This window comes from Photorhabdus laumondii subsp. laumondii, assembly GCF_003343245.1.
Lineage (GTDB): Bacteria > Pseudomonadota > Gammaproteobacteria > Enterobacterales > Enterobacteriaceae > Photorhabdus > Photorhabdus laumondii.
On sequence record NZ_CP024901.1, the window covers coordinates 3,902,908 to 3,923,162 of the forward strand.

The 20,255-nt window shown below is 42.3% G+C and carries 16 protein-coding genes and 3 pseudogenes; 3 read left to right on the forward strand and 16 right to left on the reverse strand.

Translation table 11 applies throughout. The features are described from left to right. Positions 1-88 precede the first annotated feature (88 nt). The 4 genes from treB to glyA form a co-directional block, all read right to left on the reverse strand. Positions 89-1,510, reverse strand: a complete 1,422-nt coding sequence (gene treB, locus PluTT01m_RS16975; RefSeq protein WP_011147483.1) for a PTS trehalose transporter subunit IIBC — start codon at positions 1,508-1,510, stop codon at positions 89-91. Positions 1,511-1,658: 148 nt separating this feature from the next. Next, positions 1,659-2,606, reverse strand: a complete 948-nt coding sequence (treR, locus tag PluTT01m_RS16980; RefSeq protein ID WP_011147484.1) for a trehalose operon repressor TreR — start codon at positions 2,604-2,606, stop codon at positions 1,659-1,661. A 72-nt stretch (positions 2,607-2,678) separates the two neighbouring features. Then, positions 2,679-3,824 (reverse strand): 3-phenylpropionate MFS transporter, encoded by a 1,146-nt coding sequence (locus PluTT01m_RS16985; RefSeq protein WP_011147485.1) that lies wholly within the window; start codon positions 3,822-3,824, stop codon positions 2,679-2,681. A 319-nt stretch (positions 3,825-4,143) separates the two neighbouring features. After that, positions 4,144-5,397 carry a serine hydroxymethyltransferase gene (gene glyA / locus PluTT01m_RS16990; RefSeq protein ID WP_011147486.1) on the reverse strand — a complete coding sequence of 418 codons (1,254 nt, stop codon included), beginning with the start codon at positions 5,395-5,397 and terminating at the stop codon, positions 4,144-4,146. A gap of 368 nt (positions 5,398-5,765) precedes the next feature. Here glyA and hmpA point away from each other — a divergent pair. Continuing rightward, a pseudogene (gene hmpA, locus PluTT01m_RS16995) lies at positions 5,766-6,959 on the forward strand (NO-inducible flavohemoprotein); the annotation flags it as partial. A 655-nt stretch (positions 6,960-7,614) separates the two neighbouring features. Here hmpA and PluTT01m_RS17000 read toward each other — a convergent pair. The 4 genes from PluTT01m_RS17000 to PluTT01m_RS17015 form a co-directional block, all read right to left on the reverse strand. Further along, positions 7,615-8,037 (reverse strand): regulatory protein RecX, encoded by a 423-nt coding sequence (locus PluTT01m_RS17000; protein WP_011147489.1) that lies wholly within the window; start codon positions 8,035-8,037, stop codon positions 7,615-7,617. After that, entirely contained in the window at positions 8,034-9,428 is a 1,395-nt protein-coding gene (locus tag PluTT01m_RS17005; RefSeq protein ID WP_011147490.1) for a DUF6880 family protein, read from the reverse strand. Before PluTT01m_RS17005 ends, PluTT01m_RS17000 begins: the two co-directional genes overlap by 4 nt. Positions 9,429-9,487: 59 nt before the next feature. Further along, positions 9,488-10,069 (reverse strand): recombinase family protein, encoded by a 582-nt coding sequence (locus PluTT01m_RS17010; protein ID WP_011147491.1) that lies wholly within the window; start codon positions 10,067-10,069, stop codon positions 9,488-9,490. A 347-nt stretch (positions 10,070-10,416) separates the two neighbouring features. Beyond that, positions 10,417-10,737 (reverse strand): DUF3846 domain-containing protein, encoded by a 321-nt coding sequence (locus PluTT01m_RS17015; protein ID WP_011147492.1) that lies wholly within the window; start codon positions 10,735-10,737, stop codon positions 10,417-10,419. Positions 10,738-10,931: 194 nt separating this feature from the next. Here PluTT01m_RS17015 and PluTT01m_RS28305 point away from each other — a divergent pair. Further along, a pseudogene (locus tag PluTT01m_RS28305) lies at positions 10,932-11,546 on the forward strand (transposase); the annotation flags it as partial. Here the strand turns inward: PluTT01m_RS28305 and PluTT01m_RS17030 are convergent. Further along, positions 11,543-12,568 (reverse strand): IS630-like element ISPlu19 family transposase, encoded by a 1,026-nt coding sequence (locus PluTT01m_RS17030; protein ID WP_011147494.1) that lies wholly within the window; start codon positions 12,566-12,568, stop codon positions 11,543-11,545. The pseudogene PluTT01m_RS28305 and the gene PluTT01m_RS17030 sit on opposite strands and share 4 nt — an antisense overlap. Positions 12,569-12,630: 62 nt before the next feature. Between PluTT01m_RS17030 and PluTT01m_RS17035 the strand changes: the two are divergent. Beyond that, positions 12,631-12,873, forward strand: a pseudogene (locus tag PluTT01m_RS17035) (transposase); the annotation flags it as partial. Here PluTT01m_RS17035 and PluTT01m_RS17040 read toward each other — a convergent pair. From PluTT01m_RS17040 to PluTT01m_RS17065, 7 genes are all read right to left on the reverse strand, one after another. Continuing rightward, positions 12,860-13,510 carry a DUF4276 family protein gene (locus tag PluTT01m_RS17040; protein WP_041380234.1) on the reverse strand — a complete coding sequence of 217 codons (651 nt, stop codon included), beginning with the start codon at positions 13,508-13,510 and terminating at the stop codon, positions 12,860-12,862. The pseudogene PluTT01m_RS17035 and the gene PluTT01m_RS17040 sit on opposite strands and share 14 nt — an antisense overlap. Next, complete coding sequence (locus tag PluTT01m_RS17045; RefSeq protein WP_041380236.1) at positions 13,507-14,595, reverse strand: AAA family ATPase; 1,089 nt, start codon at positions 14,593-14,595, stop codon at positions 13,507-13,509. The genes PluTT01m_RS17040 and PluTT01m_RS17045 overlap by 4 nt, the downstream gene beginning before the upstream one ends. A 559-nt stretch (positions 14,596-15,154) precedes the next feature. Then, entirely contained in the window at positions 15,155-15,742 is a 588-nt protein-coding gene (locus tag PluTT01m_RS17050) for a hypothetical protein (RefSeq protein WP_011147497.1), read from the reverse strand. Then, a complete protein-coding gene (locus PluTT01m_RS26965) occupies positions 15,666-16,007 on the reverse strand; it encodes a hypothetical protein (RefSeq protein ID WP_146748378.1) in 342 nt (113 codons plus the stop codon). The genes PluTT01m_RS17050 and PluTT01m_RS26965 overlap by 77 nt, the downstream gene beginning before the upstream one ends. 219 nt (positions 16,008-16,226) lie before the next feature. Continuing rightward, on the reverse strand, positions 16,227-17,348 hold the full coding sequence (gene tssI, locus PluTT01m_RS17055) for a type VI secretion system tip protein TssI/VgrG (protein ID WP_082302925.1): 1,122 nt from the start codon (positions 17,346-17,348) through the stop codon (positions 16,227-16,229). Between the two features lie 423 nt (positions 17,349-17,771). Continuing rightward, positions 17,772-19,163 (reverse strand): aldehyde dehydrogenase family protein, encoded by a 1,392-nt coding sequence (locus PluTT01m_RS17060; RefSeq protein ID WP_011147499.1) that lies wholly within the window; start codon positions 19,161-19,163, stop codon positions 17,772-17,774. Continuing rightward, positions 19,163-20,224, reverse strand: a complete 1,062-nt coding sequence (locus PluTT01m_RS17065; protein ID WP_109791723.1) for an AMP-binding protein — start codon at positions 20,222-20,224, stop codon at positions 19,163-19,165. The genes PluTT01m_RS17060 and PluTT01m_RS17065 overlap by 1 nt, the downstream gene beginning before the upstream one ends. Positions 20,225-20,255: the final 31 nt, after the last annotated feature.

Genomic DNA, 20,255 nt, shown 5'->3' on the forward strand with positions numbered 1-20,255 from the left:
TATCAATATATTTCCTGAATTAAATAACCATGAATTGAATAACCACATGGTTATTTTTATATCTGTTACTTGTGAAGATTTAGCCGCATTATTCAACCGCTAACATACCGGCCATATTCTTCCTGCGATAAACAACAGTCGTGAGAATCAACGGAACAATGATGGCGACAAACATAGCTAATGCGTAAATTAGCCAAAATTGCGGTTTGATCGAAAGAATACCTGGCAGACCACCCACACCAATACCGTTTGCCAATACACCACTCAACCCACAAATCAACCCAGCTAAACCGGAGCCAATCATGGCACAGAGCATAGGGAATCGATATTTAATGTTAATACCGTACATTGCCGGCTCAGTCACACCCAAATAGGCGGAGATAGCCGCAGGTACGGATAATTCACGTTCATTATGCTTCTTACTGACTAAAATAATACCAACAACCGCCGATCCCTGAGCAATATTGGATAATGCAATAATAGGCCAGATCGGTGTTCCACCTATACTTTGAACCATCTGCATATCTATGGCTAATGTGGTCTGATGTATGCCGGTAATCACCAACGGCGCGTAAAAGAATCCAAATAAAGCTGCACCAATAGGAGCAAAACTTCCGGTCATCAACGCCTTCACAACCCAAGCTACCCCATCACCCAGTAACCGACCAAATGGTCCAATAAGACTATGTGCTAAAAAGGTTGCCAATATTAACGAAACGACCGGAACAATCACCAAATAGAGATAACTAGGAACCACCCGCTTTAACTGAACCTCAATCCACCCCAAAGTAATACCCGCCAAAAGTGACGGAATAACCTGCGCCTGATAACCCACTTTCCCAATCGTGAACAAGCCGAAATTCCATATATCAGGGATTTGTTGCCCTATGTGATAAGCGTTCATTAATTGTGGAGAGACCAGTGTTACTCCCAATATAATACCCAATATCGGTGTTCCACCCATCATCCTAACCGCCGACCAACAAATACCCACTGGCAGATAGAAAAATATTGCCTCTCCTAGCAGCCATAAAAAATCATATATCGTTTTCCAAATAGGATATATTTGAGCTAAAGTTTTGCCTTCACTAAAAGGAATATCACCAATAATGTTACGGAAACCTAGAATAAGCCCACCGCTAATTAATGCTGGTAAGAGAGGAAAAAATATTTCTGCAAACTTAGAAATGAAACGCTCTTGCCATTTCATGTTTTTCTTCTCAACCTGCTGTTTATCTTTTTTATTCAATTCAGATTGGTCAAGATAACGATTTAAAACCTGATAATAATCACCAACATTCGTGCCTATCACTACCTGGAATTGCCCAGCATTGGTAAAACAGCCTTTAACCATCGATAAATTCTTTATCTCATCCGGCTTGGCTTTAACTGGTTCAACTAATATAAACCTCAATCGGGTAATACAATGAGTTACACTGGCTATATTTTCACAACCACCGATTAATGTAATTAGTTTTTCTATATCTTTAGAATTTATTTTGTTTTTCATAATAGCCAGTCATCATAAGTTAGTATCAATTACTAATTAGCATGCTTAGTAAACTAATTTCATCCTAATATCATTTGGTTATGCTTGTCATGGGAACGTTCCCAAAAATGGGTTGAAGATCACATTGAAACGGAAATATTTTTTATTTTTAAGCCAACTTACTCGGAATGATTACTTTTTGTTTGAAGTATTGACGATTTATTTGAGAAATTAATTGATCAGATGCATATTTACCAGCCTCACTATAACCCAAATCAATAGAAACCGTGTTAGGGTATAAAAAATTCAATAAAGGTGTATTACCAATACTACCTATTTGTATATCTTCCCGACTATTTTGCTGCAAATATTTATATGCACCTAATGCCAAACTATCGGTTGCACAGATTAAAGCTGTCGTTTTCTCTCTCAATACCTTATTAATATGTTGAAACCCACTCTGATAGCTTAAATCACATTGAACAGAAAGCGGGCGCAAACCTTGCTGTTCACAACAAGCCAGATAGGATTGATGGCGAAGAAAACCTGTCGTGGTATCACAATCATCTACACCAAGAAAACTAATCTCTCTGTGCCCCCGCCGATAGAATTCATTCATCAATAAACGGACAGCACCAATATCGTCATAACATACAGAAGAAAAACCGGTATATTCACGAGCAAATACCACCATTTTGTCACGCCAAGGGAAGAGAGACTCTTCTGACAATCCAGTAAAACCGAACAAAATAATGCCATCTGCATGACGTAATGCCAACTGACGTAGATGTTCCTGTAAAAGCTGTGGATCAAAATTACTTTCCATAATAATGGGGTCGTAACCATGCTGGTAAAACAGGGGTAACATGGCACTTATCGATAAATTTTCTGAAAAAGATCCCAGACGCGACACAATTAAAGCAATGATTTTGTCACTCTTTACTCGCATCGCTCTTGCTGATTTAGAAGGAATAAAATTATTTTGTTGGATAATCGTTTCAACTCTTTCACGTACTTGTGGGCTGACACTATTCTCATTGTTTAATACTCGCGAGACGGTTGATTTACTGACATTAGCCAAGCGAGCGATATCTTTTATTGTTAATTTATTCGACATGATATCTCATAAAAATATTATTGAGGTATTTAGTTTCTTACAAAAATATTGTAAGAAACTAAATTTATGTTGTTAATAATTATGAGCTTTAACCTGCGGTCGCAAGAAGATAGCAGGAAAAGCAACTAAGGCCATCATCCAGAAAATTCCACTGTGCAGATAATCATACATAAATCCTGCAATTACCGTCATGACAGCGATACCGCCCCCCATTGCCAGTGCAGAATAGGCCGCTTGCAAACGCACAATTTCCCCTTCCTTTCTCGCACCGATAAAACGCATCGCTGCCAAATGACAGACAGTGAACGTACCACAATGCAAGATTTGGACGATAATTAACACCGGCAATGAAGTGTATGTTCCCATCAATCCCCAACGAACAACACCACAGATACCGGAAAGCAGCAGAAGATTACGGGCACTCCAGCGCCGAAATAATTGATTACTCAGAGTAAAAATAATGACTTCAGCCACTACGCCCAATGACCAAAGATAACCGACTACCGAGGCAGAATAGCCCGCGTTTTCCCAGTAAATTGCACTAAAGCTGTAATATCCCGCGTGGGCACCTTGCAATAAAGCCACACATAATAGGAATCGACGTACCGATTTTTCAGACAACAACTGTTTAAATGACACGACATCCACTTTGGCAGATTTGGTTTCACCAACCGGCATGATAGAGGGCCTAAGCAATGTCACCAACAGCGTAGAGAAGACGCTAAACAATATCGTGATGAGGATGGCACGATGTCCCCAGACAGAGATTAATTCCCCGGTTAATGCTGAACTGATAATAAAGGCAATTGAACCCCAAACCCGTATCTTGCCGTAATCAAAAGGAAATTGCTTTTGCCATGTTCCCGCCAGCGCATCACTCAGTGGCATCATCGGCGAAAAAAATAGATTGAAGCCAACCATGACGAACAGGAGCCACGCCCAATGATTTCCTAATGTAAAGCCAACAATGAAAACAAAGGTTATCAATGCTGATATACGTAGCGCAAAAATAAGTTTTGCGGGATCTTTAACTGTAGGTGCAATTAATAAACTGCCCAAAAAACGGGAAATCAAGCCTGCACCCAATAGAACCCCTATCATATCGTGCTCTATACCTTCACCCTGTAGCCAGATTGCCCAGAAAGGTAAAAATATCCCGTAAGAAAAGAAATATGTGAAGTAATCTAACGCCAGCCAGCGCGTCGATCGAATAACCATTAGTCCTCCCTGGTAAAAAATGCAAAAAAACCCGCCCTTAACTAACTTGATTAGCTCAAGAAATTAAGATATTGAGAGTTATCTTGAAGTGGATATCCCCCGGGGGGAAAATCCACGCATCACTCCTCAATATCTCACTTAAGCAAACGATGTTAGCCGGAACAGGTTTTGTAATGAGCTATACCCGTCATCTTTCAAGTTGCCTCTTTGTTGGCTGCACTCGCTCACCCCAGTCACATAGTTACCTATGCTCCCAGGGATTCAATCCCTTGCCGTCGCGATGCATCTTGAAATCCATAGGGTATATTAAAATTTTAATTTATGCGTAAACCGGATATTTTGCGCAAATAGCCAAAACTTTCTGCTTAATCATTTCAATGGTCACTTCATCATTGATGTTGTCCAATACATCACACATCCAGCCAGCCAATTCACGTGCTTCGGCTTGTTTAAAGCCACGGCGGGTAATCGCAGGTGTACCAATACGCACACCAGAAGTCACAAATGGGCTCTTCGGATCATTAGGTACGCTATTTTTGTTTACCGTGATATTTGCACGACCCAATGCAGCATCGGCATCTTTACCAGTGATGTTTTTATCAACCAGATCCAGCAGGAACAAGTGATTTTCTGTACTACCAGAAACCACTTTGTAACCACGAGCCAAAAACACTTCAACCATCGCTTTCGCGTTATCAGCAACCTGATGTTGATACGCTTTGAATTCTGGTTCCATTGCTTCTTTCAATGCCACCGCTTTGCCTGCAATCACATGCATCAGAGGCCCCCCCTGACAACCAGGGAATACAGAAGAGTTCAGTTTTTTATACAACTCTTCGTCGCCACCTTTTGCCAAGATCAAACCACCACGTGGACCCGCCAGTGTTTTATGCGTCGTGGTAGTAACGATGTGAGCATGAGGAACCGGGTTAGGATACACTCCTGCGGCGATTAGGCCAGCAACGTGTGCCATATCAACGAACAGGTAAGCACCAATGCTGTCTGCAATTTCACGCATTTTTGCCCAATCAACCACACCGGAGTAAGCCGAGAAACCACCGATAATCATTTTTGGCTGGTGTTTTTCAGCTTGTGCCGCGATATCGTCATAATCGATTTTACCGCTTTCATCGATACCATAAGGCACAACGTTGTATAACTTACCAGAGAAGTTAACCGGAGAGCCGTGAGTCAAATGACCACCATGTGCCAAATTCATCCCCAGAATCGTATCGCCCGGTTGCAGCAAAGCCATATAAACTGCCGCATTCGCCTGAGAACCAGAATGTGGCTGAACGTTGGCATAATCAGCACCAAACAGTGCCTTAGCACGATCGATAGCTAATTGTTCAACAACATCTACATATTCACAACCACCGTAGTAGCGTTTACCCGGATAACCTTCAGCATATTTGTTAGTAAGTTGAGAGCCCTGTGCCTGCATAACTCTTGGGCTGGTATAGTTTTCAGAAGCAATTAACTCGATATGTTCTTCCTGACGAACAACTTCTTGCTCCATCGCCTGCCATAGTTCGGGATCATAACTAGCAATATTCATTTCACGCTTTAACATTGGGTTCTCCTGACTCAGCTAACTTCTCTTCAAACAACACCCCCAAAGGGCCGAATGGCACACAGTGTAAACCCTTTTCACCGAATGAGATAGTCTTGACAAAATATTTTACGCAAACGATTGCATATCCATTACAAGCAAGGTATCGGTTCTAAATAGTGTAATGAAAATTACGCTACATTTTTCCTCATTTTGTCGGAATTTATGACCTAAAGTAGTCCTTTCCTTAGTGTAAATATCTTTTAGGGGCATTTTTTTCACCATAAAGACCACACGTTATATTTACAAAGTCCCCAAAAGGGTATAAGTTGCATTTAAATTACATGTTATAACTTTCATTACCCACTTGAAAGAAATTCAGGAGCTTCACCATGCTGGATAACCAAACTATTGCAACTGTCAAATCAACTATTCCCCTACTTTCCGCGACTGGCCCAAAACTGACAGCACATTTCTATGAGCGGATGTTTAAACATAATCCTGAGTTGAAAAACATCTTTAATATGAGCCATCAGCTTAACGGCGATCAACGTGAAGCCTTGTTCAATGCGATCTGCGCCTATGCAGCCAATATTGATAACTTAAAGGTACTACTACCCGCAGTGGAAAAGATCGCTCATAAACACGCGAGTTTGAATATTCAACCAGAGCATTATCAGATTGTCGGTACTCACCTGCTGGCAACGTTGAATGAAATGTTCCAGCCGGGAAATGAAATTCTGGACGCCTGGGGAAAAGCTTACGGTGTGCTCGCTGATATTTTTATCAATCGTGAAGAGCAAATCTATCATAGTGGTGAATTAACAGATGGTGGCTGGCGTGGTTTACGCCCATTCCGTATCAACCGGAAAGAAGTAAAAAGTGAGGTCATTTGCAGCTTTGAATTTGCACCACAAGATGGTGGGAAAGTAATGGACTATAAGCCTGGCCAATATCTAAGTATTTATCTGCAAGATGATAGTTTTGCTAACCGAGAAATTCGCCAGTATTCACTAACGGCAGCACCAAACGGCTCCAGCTACCGGATTGCGATTAAACGTGAGCCACAAGGAATCGTTTCCAACCATATGCACGATAAGATGCAAGAAGGCGATACCGTCTGGCTGACCGCCCCACGCGGTGATTTTTTCCTTGATATTAAACCAGAAACGCCGGTTACTTTAATTTCTGCGGGGGTTGGCCTGACTCCCATGATGAGCATGTTGTATCACCTCCACCAGCAAAATCACAATAGCCCGATTAATTGGTTACATGCGGCGGAACACGGCGGTCATCACGCGTTTAGCCATGAAGTCGCAGCGATCGCGCAAGCAATGCCGAATTTTGCTGGCACAATTTGGTATCGCGAACCAAGGGATGAAGATCAACAAGGTATTCATTATCAACACAAAGGTTTTATGGATCTGACGGTTCTGAATGAGGCGTTGAAAACAGAAGGAATGCATTTCTATTTCTGTGGCCCAGTCGCCTTTATGCAATATGTCGCGAAGCAGTTATTAGATATGGGGATAGATAAACAATTTATTCACTATGAATGTTTTGGTCCACATAAAGTGATTTAAATTTTCAACTTAATATTAAAAACGTTATAGGGTGATAATAGCCAATAAAGTGAACTGAACAGAAACTATTTTTAATTTATGGGGTTCTGATATTCATGTTTATTGAATGTGCTTAATATGACTGAAAAAACCAATTCATCATTATCTTAGAGACCTTATGGCGTTTGTTTATCGTGGAGCCCGTCCTATTGGACGTCAGCTCCTTACGATTCATTTTCATAAAATAAATCTCTCGGATTTGACTATTCTCATGTTTAGTTATAATGATAGATATATTAAATGAGTTAATATATTAGCGATTAAAATTGAATAAATGAGATGTAATACGGAAGTTACTTTAATTATTTGTACTGATTCAGTTCTAACAGCCCATTCTAACAGGGCTGCTTTATTTTCCCTTGTTCATAGTAAAGAGGAACCTGGACGGTACTCCGACAAAAGACGCTACAGTTTGGCCTGAATACGACGGTGTGGCTCCACATTTTTGTTGCTGATGTTCCAGATAGCGCAGGGCCACGAACAAATTGTTCTCAAATCCAGAAACGAAGTCGTTCATTTGCTTGTTGGAGATCGTGTCCTACCCACAACACGGGGTAATGGGAGCGAAGCTACAATATGACGACATTTGTCTTGGATGGGGCTCTGACAACCATGATCAGCTTAACGCCTCAAATATCATGTCCATCGAAAACCCCTTGTACTGGAGGTAGCGAATCTGTTTGTTTTTTTCTTTGGCTTCTGATACCACCGCATCACCAAATTTACTGACTTTCAGGTCCCTTGCCATGGCATACCAGTCCACATCCACTTTCTCCAGCATCTGCTCGACCAACTCCTGAGAAAAACCTTTTTGCCTGATCTCCTGTTTGATTCTGGCCGGGCCATGTTTTTTTCGAACATGTTTATCAATCAGGCGGTTATCATCCAGATAACCACACTCACCCAGTCTCGACAACGCCCTGTCGATATTCTCTCTGTTTTCCGTCATCTTACTCAGAGCCCGTGTCAACTCACCGGATGCGTAATCCCGCCTTGCCAGCAGTGACACCGCGTGGTCATACAGTTCCTGTGATGTCATGAGGCATCTCCGCTGTAGCGTAGGCCGTCCTTTCCTACGGATAATCCTTTGATTTTATCTGTCATCAGCGGCCAGAGTGCGGTTTTACGTTTATGTTGTTCGTAGAGAGTTCTGAGGTAGCCCTCTGTTTCCGGAAGCTGAGGGCAATCCTCCAGACCTTCGCCATAATCGATGGCTTTTTTCATGTCTGAGGCGGCATAGCTGTAATACTTGCTTTTTGATTTCTGAATGTTGTCCTCCACCAAAAAGCGGCGCAAAAGGGTCGCCGTATGCGCATAGCCGTGTTTATACAGGGTACTGGATAATGTCCGTAAATATGAATGGGTGATATAAGCCAGCGAGTCGGCGAGGTTGTTTTTTGGCGTGCCCATAATGCAGGCGTCGATTAAGTCATACCGTTCAATGTCTGATGCAAAACAGACATATGGCGCTAATCCTGTATCTTTTGCTATTTTCAGGAATGCCGGGCTGTGATCGACATCTTTTTCAGCAGCTTTTGTGTACAGATGATAAAAACGGGTATCACCTTGAAAGGTGAATGCTGTAATACAGTGGGCTTTGGCCTCTTCTTTTCTCCCTTCCTCAATCAGGGCCTGAATGAATAGTTCATTCCATATGATATTATCTGTGATATCCTCATCGTCATTCCGCTGACTTTTTAATACGGCGAGTGCATCATCGGACCGCAGTTCTTCCATAAGTAATCTGGCATAATCAAAATAATGGGTGGAATGGCAAAACTCATCGTTTTTAAACGCCATCGTCAGAAAATCCAAGTCTTTCATTATCATGCTGAGACCCAAAGCTTCCCGGTGGAGTTTTTTTTGATAATACATGTCACGAATTATACGTAAAATATCTGTACCGAGTAAGGCGCGGTATTTTTTAAAGATTTCAATCCCAAAATAAAATTCTCTTTCAACAACGGTGAATATTTTTTTAGCAATGAATGCAGGATCGTTGTTTTTTTGCGCTCCCAGTGATTTCATCCACGCATCCAACAAAATGGTGTAGTAGTCCATCCAACTTCCGCTGGAGGTGTCCACGTTACCGGTGAATTTTTCGAACTCAAGCATCATTTTTACGCTCAGACTTTCCACCTGCTCGGGGAGCGCGTGGGCGATACCCACAAGGGGGGTCGCTATACTGCGTGTCAGCTCGTCAAAAAAGGCATCGGCATCATAGTAATCATAAAAACGTTTGCTTTTGGCGCGTCGGACATACTCCTTCTCGACGGCTTTGAGTACCTCCGCTGCCGATAACAGATACCCGTTCACCAGTGCGTTCCTGGCCTGTTTATTATCCTGTATCAGGTCATGAATGATATTGAGTAGCACGTCATGACCCATCTCTGAAAGCTGTGCGGTTTGTTTTTTTGTTAACGATACCATGAAACTCCTCGTGGGGCAGGCTGTATGAAACACCAGGGCGAATTATTTGCCCCTTCAAGTTATAAAATCATCCCGGCTTTTATTCTGTGAATGGTTTGCCGAGCTGTACTGAACTGACGGGCAACAGCACTGATGCTGTCTCCAGCTTTCAGACGAATGATCACCGCCTGCTGCTGTTCCTCATTTAATGCAGGTGGACGCCCGAAGCGTTTTCCTGCCACTTTTGCTCTGGCAATACCAGAATGAGTGCGTTCAAGAAGCAAATCACGTTCGAACTCAGCCACCGCCGAAATGACCTGCATGGTCATTTTCCCTGCCGGGCTGGTAAGATCAACTCCGCCCAGCGCCAGGCAGTGAACCCGAATATCTGACTTTGCCAGCAGCTCTACTGTCTTTCGTACGTCCATCGCATTGCGCCCCAGACGGTCAAGTTTGGTGACAATCAGTACGTCGCCATTTTCCATACGATCAAGCAACCGGGCAAAACCGGGACGTTCGCTGGCGGCCACCGAACCGCTGATTTGCTCCTCAATCAGTCGCTGGGGTCTGATGGCAAAACCAGCCGCCTCAATTTCCCTGCGCTGATTTTCGGTGGTCTGTTCGAGAGTGGAGACCCGGCAGTAGGCAAAAACTCGTGACATAGTGAAAATTCCTGTACGTAATGGATGTCCGAATTATAATGCATGTACGAAATATAATGCATGTACGAAATAAATTATACTTACTTTCGTACATCTTTTGCAGAGGGTGTACGAAACCGGTGGGTTTGCGGCAACTTTGTATCTGGCGTTACTCCATCGAATGACGTTGTTGTTAAGCGCCCTCTACGGCTTGGTATTTTTGGAAAACGACTGATATGCGCGAAGAGCTTAACCGGCTAGCCGAAGTGCAGTTGCTGCGCTGTGGACGTGTGCCGATTGAACAATTCTGGGATTGATGCTGGTGGCGGGTATATCTTAATGGTTACTCGCCTTCAGTTAAGCGTGGTTCATGAAATTTCGTGTCGTTCGAGGAACACAACATCACCTACAACAAAGTCACTTCCTACTAAATGGGAACCGACAAGATACTCGCACGCGATGTAATTGACCGGATACTCTTTCCGCTTACCGTCTTCATCGCAAAGCATATAGCAGTATTCTTTTCCGTTGATGTTTAGCGGTGGCCGCAGCGTTACCATTTCAAGATACCCGCCCACAAAATTAGTGAGATCCTGAACATCAAACTCGCCCTCCATGCCCTTATTTGCCGGGAAGTCCTCGGCAAAAACCTCTTTGGTTGTACGATCTGCTTTAACCAGAAAAGCCATATCCATTATTCCTTTCAAGCAAAACGTTGAATCAATCATAGCAGACCGAAACACTGCCCCGAACAGGAAAAACTGTTTTTTTACTGTCATACTTGGGGGCAATCATACACATACACCCAAATCACCCTCACAAAGAACCTAAGGAATGATGAAGTTTTTGCTAAAGAAAACAAAATCGTGGATATCTTCAGGCTATGGTTACTTTAAAAGAACTTTACTGCTGCGTGTCGATGACTTTGTGCCTCTCTGGCATCAGCAATTCATTAAGGATAGATTACGTCAGCTTAATCGACCGTCTTTTCTTTCTCTCAGCTAAGTGATGACGCTCCTTATCTTATTTCACATCAGTCATTACCAGAATCTTAAATCCTTTTACTTTGAGTATGTAACACCTTATTTCCAGAAAGAATTCCCCGGATTAGTCAGTTATACTCGAATGCTCGCACTGAAAAAAAGAGCGTTCACCCCTTTTCATTGCCCAAGGCTAAGACAGCAAAGATGGCTTTTATTGATTCGACCAGAATAGCGGTATGCCATAACTTGCGTCGGGTCTTTGATGACGTAGTGAGTCGAGGAAAAAGCAGTACAGGCTGGTTCTATGGCTTTAAACTTCTCTTGGTTATCCATGATTGCAGGGAGTTTTTGGAGGTCAAATTGATCCCGGTAATACGAATGATAGTCAACCGGTCAAACAGTGAGTGAAAAGGTTAAGTGGATATGGAGATAAAGGTTATCTTTCACAAGCCCTGTGTGAAGACCTGGCTGTGGAAGGAGTTACGTTGGTGACGAATATACCCAAGAAACTTCAAGATGCAGTTTTTAGCACCTGAAAATGGTCGTTAATTCTAGACATCAGCGAGTCCGCTATATCCGGTAGCGTTGTGGTGAAAAATTTGAAGACGTTGTCTCGAAATTCATGTTTATCCGCGAAATAACGGTTATTTCGAACCTGTTCATTCATGACCTTCCATAATCGTTCTATCGGGTTTAAATTTGGACTATAGGGAGGAAGGTAATGTAACTCAATATTGCTAACATAAGCCCACTCCTTCACAAGATGAGCTTTGTTGTAACCCGCTCCATCCACAATAAGGTGAATTTTTTGATGATAGTCAGGATAAGACTTTCTTATTTCATTGAAAAAACAGCAAATGTTGTAGTCGTTGATGGTCTGATATTCCTGGAACACCGTACGACCAATGGCATTCAGGTTGAGGGCGCCCAATATATTCAGGCGAGTCCGGCTTCCTGTTGTTTTGACGGTTTTTTTCTCGCCTTTTCGCATCCAGCCATAACTGAGTTTGGTGCCTTGAGTCGGGTGAACAGCATCAAGAAAAAGGATGGGTTCGTCTTTCGCTGTGACTTTAAGATTCTCATAATATTCAATAAATTGTCGCTGTTTTTCTGCGTCGAATTTATGAGGGACGCCACAAGGTTTTTTATAAGAAAAACCCTGACGGTGTAGCCATTTATTCATGCCGGGAATGCTAAAGGTAATATTCCAGAGCTGAGCAACATAGGCCACGATTTCATGGGTGTGATGGAAAAGATGTTGAGATAAGTGATTGATTAAAAAATCAGTTTGTTCTCGGGAAAGCAAACTATCAGACCCTCCATTATCAGATTTAAGTTTACCTTGATTAAGGTAATCACTGATATGGCGGTTAACGGTCATTTCATGAAGACGCAGGGCCTGAGCGATCATCACTGAACTCCAGCCTTCAGAGGCCAGCAGGACCGCTTTGATGCGATCACACTCCCTCTTATCACGGCAGGTGTGATGGAGATGTTCAAGTTCGGCTTTTTGTTCATCGGTAATGAATATTTTCATAGCGAGGATAATGATCTCCATTTCGGATAAAATCAAGCATCTTCAATGATTACGGGTATATACGCAAAAATATGAAAGCCAAAGCTTTATTACTATGGGATAACCTGATGTTAAAAAAATGTTTTGTGGTAGAGACCGTAGTGAATCAGTTGAAAAATATTTCTCAAATAGCACACTCAAGACATCGTAGTGTTCTCGGCTTTCTGCTGGAAGTCGTGTCAGGATTAATTGCCTACACTTTTCAACACAAAAAGCCGAGCTTAAATTTACGTAATTTTGAAATAGCTATCCCTAAACAAAACTGAGGTTAGTTAGCTTATTTAACCACTGATTGAAATGTGGGCATTGGGAACGAATTGTATCTAATCCAATATCACCGGCGATGAGTGGGCCGTGTAAGGTCTTATGGTAATTGGGTACTATCGCCAAAATACGCTTAGATGGTGCAGTTTGTGGGCTATTATTAATATCTTCAGGGCTATCAAATTGAGCTTTGATGGTTTGTAATACTGAAATGGGGGCGTTGTCATCAAGCCAATCCGCAAATTTTTCAGGTTGGCAAAACAATAGTGCTTCAAATTCATGTAATAACAGATTGGGAATAAAATTAGTTTGCCCAATATCATTAGCGAAAGCTTGCTCTAGCTTAACTACCCGTTCGTTGGCTGCATTATCCTGTTGTTCATTATAATCAGGGAAATCAGTAGGCAGGCCATAGTAGTCAATTAATGTTGTGACGAATGCACCGGGATCTTGTCGACATAAGCGAGTAATTTGATATTTTACCTTACCATAACTTGTAATACCGCCTTTCTGACTGGTACTCGTCTGAACTAATATTGGTGTCAGATAGATTTGCTGTGCTACAAAATAGGGAGCTAACACATCCCGCACAAAAGTTTCTTCCGTTTGCCCTTCTACAAAAACATTGATACGGATCATCGCTGTGGCCTCCCGCCGAGTAAATTTTTCTTCCATAATTCACCAAGGCTATAGTCTTCAAGCCATTCTGAAAGAAAGTCACTATTCAGACGCTTAAAGGTAGATTCCCCTTGTTGTTTGTCAACGATAATCAAATCATCAGCATCAAATTGATTGACCAGTTCGACTGACTGGGTAGAAATAATCAGTTGGTGCTTACTGCTGGCGTTTTTGATCAAACCAGCCAGTACATTAATAGCATAGGGGTGAAGTCCAAGCTCTGGTTCATCAATAATAATTGAACTTGGCATATAATCTTCGGGTTGCAGTAACACGGTAGTCAATAAAATAAATCGTAAAGTACCATCGGACAATTCACTCGCTTTAAAGGGAATATCCTGCTCTTTCTCTGTCCATTCGAGTTGAATGTAATCAGTATTATCCGGGGTGGGCCGCAAGTAAAAATCACCAAAAAATGGTGCAACCATTTGAACGGTTTTGACAATGCGTTTGTAATGCAGAATATGATTTTTTTGCAGACGATATAAGAATGCCGCTAAATTAGCACCATCTTCCCGTAAATAGTCATTATCATTAATACGATGAGTTTGTTTAACTCTAGCATTATCACTCGTATCATGGAAATGGTAAACCCTCCATCGGAGCATAGTAAGTAATGCGTAATCCTCAATGTTATGATGCTGACCGATCTGAGATTCAAAGTGTCCAGCACCAATATTAAAATCCCCTTTGATGTCCAAAAAGAGTGATTCATGTTGGAACATCATACGGTTATCATTTGTGGGTTCCAGTTCAAACTTATAACCATTGTGATCAAAATAAAGCTCAGTGCTCATAGACTCAGTTTTTTTACGACCAAAATGCAATAATGTGTCGGGGCCACCCATTTTGCCAACAAGAGATTGTAAATGATGATCAAGTACAACGGTGATTAGACGAAAAAAACTGATGAAATTGGATTTCCCAGCACCATTGGCACCAATGAGTACATTTAGACATCCCATTTGTAAATCACATTCTGAGATAGATTTGTAGCCTTTTATATTAATTTTTCTTAGGAAATTATTGTTGGTTACTGGTTTCATAATTTTGCCTTTTCAGCATTATGCGACTCAAATATGCCCTATGTTAGAGCAAATAATAGGTTAAGTATTATCTTGATTGCCAGGTTTGCGTCCAGCTCTTCCTCTAAAAATTTTTCTTTAGTGGAATACATTATCATTAAAATAATCTTCCTAATACACCATGCTTTGTTACCGCCACGACTGCTCTAATGGGTACCGGGCGAGATTCGCACCCACTGAAAGACCGTGCCTCTGCACGGCGCATAAAAACATCTAGGGATTATCTTAAAAATATTCTGATGTTGAGGGTGTGATTTTGTATTACCACACTGCGATGCCTATTGTGGTTCAGTGTGAGTGGAACTACGAAATTAATCAGGATGGAACTATCCCGGGGCAGCTGGTAATCTCTCTTATGCTGAGTCGTGGGAAGCAATGAGAGGGCAATTCAGAAGAATATTGGTATCTTGGCTGTTTCAGTTTCACGTTAATACCTCACTTTCATATTAATCAGATTAGCAGACTTGTGAGATGTCCGAAATTTTTGCTCCACTACATCTTCCGAAGCACACCCACTATGTCACTGACTTTCATCAGTCAAGTATTTTTTCCTTACCTGAAAAACCGGTACCATCATGACAAACATGCTGCCGACAGCAAAAGCCCCTACTGCAAGCAACATATTCGCGACATTCCCCTCACCGAGGTGATCCCACAGAGTCATCGCTACCACAAAAATCAGCATGAACACGAAGATATGGGTAAATTTTTTACGGACTGGGAGGAGATGAAAAAGCGTGGTACGGATGAACTCTTCCCCCTCCTTCTTCTTAGTGAACGCTACTCTGACTTTATCGAGATCGACTACCGGCCGGTAAAAAAGCTTGTTGTTAACAGAGGTGCTAGCATAAGCCCGGATATCATCCGTTGATGGTAAGTCACTAGGCCACTTACGTGATACGATGACTCCATAAGCCTGAAGGACCGGTAGTGCAAACGCATAATGGTTAACCTTCTGAACATAGCGATTATCTAGAACAGCCAAAACGTCTCTACCAGCGGCTTCCTCTTTGACATAAAGCTTTATTCTGTCAGCCTTCGGAATGATGGGATGGAATAGCGCTAATGTTGTGATGACGGCAGAAATTAACCCGGTTTTTCCCTTCACCGGGCAGAAACAAGCCTAGTTCAGGTATGTAAGTATAACTGGTACTACGAATCCCATAATCCGAAAAAATGTGTAATTTTATTCCTTCTTCGTTCTCTTCCGATAGATAATGGTCAGGCCACCACCGCCAACTGCATCCCAGTGTATGTGCTATCGGCACATACAGGATCTCCGGCTCATGAACCTCAGAATCACAGGGCAGAAAAGGAATGATTCTATTGAAGAAACACATACCGTGAGATGGGCCGTACTCACCGCCACCCATAGTGCCATGCAGGTCATCCGGTGATCTCTTGCCATCGTATCCACCTGAAACTTGAGATCGACAAATCTCCTGGCAGCTTCAGCCTGTTCGGATGACAGATGAGAGAGATCGGCCATTTTTATTGACCAACGATACTGGCTAAGCATTTTCTCTATCCTATCAAACTTCCTGTGCCATGTGTAAAAGGTGGCATCAGAAAAGACATTCCTACAACAGATTTCACATGCGAATAAACCTCTTTAGCCTCACGGAGAAATTGGGACTACCAAAGGTAAAACCGTTCGTCAAAGTCGTCCCTCTGCTACCAAAATGGGATTCATCCGCTTGAGGTTGATGACCGCGGTGAGTAATTTGGATTATTTGCCACGGCGCATTAAATTTTTCTTTCGGATGATCGGTAAGCGTAAACCACATGCCCGGTAAAAGAGCAAAACTGTCACTTTGCCCACTGCCAAGCAAAGCATCATTACGCAATGCCTCCAACCGGTATTGACTTATTCGCTGCCCATTTCCATCTTTATAACGTCCGGGAAAGTCATAGTAATAGTAGCTATTTAAATCCGAACGCTGATTGCCGATGTACCTGTGATTTTCATGGAATTGAAAATCTGAAAGCCACCGGGGATGTTTAAATGTGTAATCTCTCACCGAAATTTCAGCAATGCCCACTCGTTCTCCCCAACGAAACTGGCTGATGCAACACTGGTTGCCTGTAACATCAGGTTCTGGGTTGTAGGGCAGTGAAAGAGAACCATTCTTGGTATAAGAGTCGACAAAAATCATTGCCGGCTCGCCCTTATCCTGATCAAAGTAATAGTAATAAAAGATCCCTTCATCAGCTAACAGACGCTGTAAAAAAGCCAAATCACTCTCATCGTACTGAACACAGAACTCCCGCACGGGATGTTCATAGCGCAATAGACAAGAGAATTGCCGAACGCCATTTTCTTTCAATAGCCTATCAATAATATCGGTGACGGATTTATTCTGAAAAATTCGAGAGTTAACCCGCAATCCGGCACGCCACAAGGAAGGGTGGAGAGTCAAGTAATAACAACTACGATAACGGCCCGTTGTTTCCTGCACAAAATGAGTCACAATCCCGGTGATATAACGCTCAGGCTGCCCATCACGATAAACGGTCAATGTGGCGTATTGATCCAAAATATCCGCAAAATCAATATCTGAATTGGCACAAGTCACTGTGGCTTGCAAACTGAATAGCATTGACAAGACTTCATTCAGTGTAAATTCAACCACAACAAAAGTTTTCACAGGGAGATTACCGGCCGTAAGAGTAAAAACCAGCCCGGTTCGTTCCACATTTAAATCATTAGCCATAAGCAACTATTACCTATAATTGAGTTATCAGTCTGAAATATACCCTAAACGAAATGATCACAAAAAAAATCAATTATGATGTTTTTTAATCAATCAGGCAATGAAGTCATAAGGAAATATGATGAAATGCAACGTTAGCATCAAAGTGGAATTTGATAACTTTCAAACAGGCTTTGTTTTGGATATGTAATATGTCGCTAAACAGTGGTTGGATATGGGAATAGATAAACAATTTATTCACTATGCATGTTTTGGTCCACATAAAGTGATTTAAATTTTCAACTTAACACTAAATAATAAAAAACCGCGCCATGAATGACTTATGGCGCGGTTTTTGTATATACCTGTCATCTTTCAAGTTTGAATCAATTCGGTCACGGGTCTTTAGCATAGATTGATATCGTTACATTTCTCTTTATCATTTTAAGTAAACCAATTCTTCTGAATACGAACCCCTCGGCTATGCATCAAAAATTCTGACAAATATCCGTCATGCGGTACAAGTGGTGCCATCCAGGTTGTCGGAATATCTCCTGCATAAACATTACTGATAGTTGTATTACTCAGAACGGCACCCAGAATTTCTGGTTTTTTCGAGAATACAGTAACAACTAACGAATCTGATAACATTTGTGAACTCTTCAAACGGTCATAAGGTGCAACAGTGACGCATGGAAATGGAAGTTCGCGTTGAATTAAAGGATCTATTGGATTATCGACAACAGTAACGCAAGGTCTAAGGATATATCCTGATGATGTTTGTTCACCAAACAACCGAAGATCTTCATTTTTTTCAGGATAAAGTGATTTCTGTAATAAAGCCGTGGTATTCGATGACCCTAATGGAAATGTCTCCTCAGCATCCATCTGATCAAACGCTTCCGATAAACGTTGACCAAAATCAACAGGGTCCCCTTCTATTAATACCGCGCTGGCAGAAACACATGCGGTACCACCAAGAGCACTGACCGATCGGGCAACAAGTGAAACTGCTTCATCAATATTGACATCTGAACCTACCACAATTTTCGAACGCCCCGGTCCTTGGATTAAAACTTTAGGATTCGAATGATATTTATTAACGATATCTTGCCCGCCATAAATAATAGACAGATCTGCCGCAGAAACCATTTCGTCAGCACCTTGATGATCTGTCGGTATGAGCGCAACATAGTTTCCGAGCCCAGCCTGTTGCAATGAGGAGACTAATCGTTGAGCGGTGAATGGTTCACGAACAGAAGGCTTAATTAAAATTCGATACCCAAAAGCAAGAGCTTGCGGCCACAAAGCATGCGCTCCCGGCCCATTACCACCAGTCAGAACAGCCAGCACATCCGCTCGTCGGCTGAATAAAGCACATCCTTCTGCAACTCTGCTATCATCCACATGCCAAATAGCGCCATGTGGCATAGATGCTTTGATTATCTCAGACATCATCATAAGCACTTCTGAAGTTTCAATCAGTGACCTTTCGATAATACTCGCTGGCAGCCCAATGACACGGTGTGTCAATTGCACATATTCTGCCGGAGAAAGCCCGGCGACACTCTCACTGGAATAAATTTTTGCCGCCTGCTTCATTGTTGCATGAATTTCATCCAACCTCAGTCGGGGGGCAATTCTCATCTTGCGAACAACTTCACAAATATAAACGGGAGGCGCTATCGCAGTTTCTCCAACAACTTCATCTAACACGTTGATAACAGCCGCACGCCGGCGTGTAACATAGGATTCTCCCAGTGCGAGAGCCTCCACTTGTTGCAATTTGTTCTCCATTGCGGTTTTTACGTCAGGCTTCACACTATCGATTAGCATTAATAGACCCCTTCTATTACCGCATGACCAGAAATCTCCTCAACAGGACGCACCAGCGTAACGGAAACTCCTGGGTAATCATCTATTCTTGGCATCCTCACCGCTGTATCACGTTCCAAGATATTCGGAAATAAAGCAAACTTGTTGATGTAGTTCATTACAACCCGACCTCGTTCCCCAAAAGGAACCGGTTTTTGCGTCAGTGGATCGATAACTTCAAAAAGGACGTTAGGGGCAAAGCTGTCAAAGATAGGTGACCCTTCAAAATCCTGATTATCTCTTGATTTAGATTCGCCCAGTATCATTGTACTGCCATAACTGGCTGTTATTTTGACATCAGGGAAAATTGAGGATTGCAAAAATGCCTGTGTATCTGGGTCCATGTGAGTTCCACCCCAAGCAATAAGGTCCAAACTCTTATTCAAATGACTGACCAACGCCGCTCTCCTAACCATTCGTTCTAAAAGTGGCGGCGTGACAATTAGGTAACTAATATTTTGTCTATTAATAATATCTTCAGCCTGATCGAGAATATGCTCGCAGTAAGCCTCCATCCCGGCAAGATCACCTTGTTGGATCATCTTTTTAACCCAACGTGGATCTAAATCCACGGTGAAGAAATGCCCACCATTAGCACGAGCACGAAGACGGCTTATTGCCCCGATAACATGAGGACCAGAAGGGACCAGCGCCAAGGTATTCTTTATTGCCCCCGTATTAACGACTTTCATATCACTCAAACGCCAGGCCACTAACTGCTCTAACCACTCTTCAAAGACGACAACACGTTTGGGTCGTCCTGTCGTCCCTCCACTTTCAAATACCCCCGCAATGGCCGCATTCTGCAAACCACGAGGCACCAAGCTTTCAGTCGGAACATCCCGAAGTTCATCAGCAATATCGGGAAATAACCTTAAATCAGAGAAAGTACGTATATCTTGCAATGGATCGAAATCCAATATTTTGCGTTTTTCAAGCCAAAACGGCGATCCGGTTTCAGGCGAAAAGTGCCAATTCATGATTTGAGACAAATAAACGTCAAAGTTATGAAAATCAGTCACATGTACCTCCATATTTTAAGCCAAATTTACA

Bases quoted from the DNA above. Each gene is read 5' to 3' on its own strand.
- PluTT01m_RS17015 (WP_011147492.1), bottom strand. From the start codon at position 10,737: ATGGCTTTTCTGGTTAAAGCAGATCGTACAACCAAAGAGGTTTTTGCC.
- PluTT01m_RS17045 (WP_041380236.1), bottom strand. From the start codon at position 14,595: ATGAAACCAGTAACCAACAATAATTTCCTAAGAAAAATTAATATAAAA.
- PluTT01m_RS17030 (WP_011147494.1), bottom strand. From the start codon at position 12,568: ATGAAAATATTCATTACCGATGAACAAAAAGCCGAACTTGAACATCTC.
- PluTT01m_RS17010 (WP_011147491.1), bottom strand. From the start codon at position 10,069: ATGTCACGAGTTTTTGCCTACTGCCGGGTCTCCACTCTCGAACAGACC.
- treR (WP_011147484.1), bottom strand. From the start codon at position 2,606: ATGTCGAATAAATTAACAATAAAAGATATCGCTCGCTTGGCTAATGTC.
- PluTT01m_RS17005 (WP_011147490.1), bottom strand. From the start codon at position 9,428: ATGGTATCGTTAACAAAAAAACAAACCGCACAGCTTTCAGAGATGGGT.
- PluTT01m_RS17060 (WP_011147499.1), bottom strand. From the start codon at position 19,163: ATGCTAATCGATAGTGTGAAGCCTGACGTAAAAACCGCAATGGAGAAC.
- treB (WP_011147483.1), bottom strand. From the start codon at position 1,510: ATGAAAAACAAAATAAATTCTAAAGATATAGAAAAACTAATTACATTA.
- glyA (WP_011147486.1), bottom strand. From the start codon at position 5,397: ATGTTAAAGCGTGAAATGAATATTGCTAGTTATGATCCCGAACTATGG.
- PluTT01m_RS26965 (WP_146748378.1), bottom strand. From the start codon at position 16,007: ATGGGTGGCGGTGAGTACGGCCCATCTCACGGTATGTGTTTCTTCAAT.
- PluTT01m_RS16985 (WP_011147485.1), bottom strand. From the start codon at position 3,824: ATGGTTATTCGATCGACGCGCTGGCTGGCGTTAGATTACTTCACATAT.
- tssI (WP_082302925.1), bottom strand. From the start codon at position 17,348: ATGGCTAATGATTTAAATGTGGAACGAACCGGGCTGGTTTTTACTCTT.
- PluTT01m_RS17000 (WP_011147489.1), bottom strand. From the start codon at position 8,037: ATGACATCACAGGAACTGTATGACCACGCGGTGTCACTGCTGGCAAGG.
- PluTT01m_RS17040 (WP_041380234.1), bottom strand. From the start codon at position 13,510: ATGATCCGTATCAATGTTTTTGTAGAAGGGCAAACGGAAGAAACTTTT.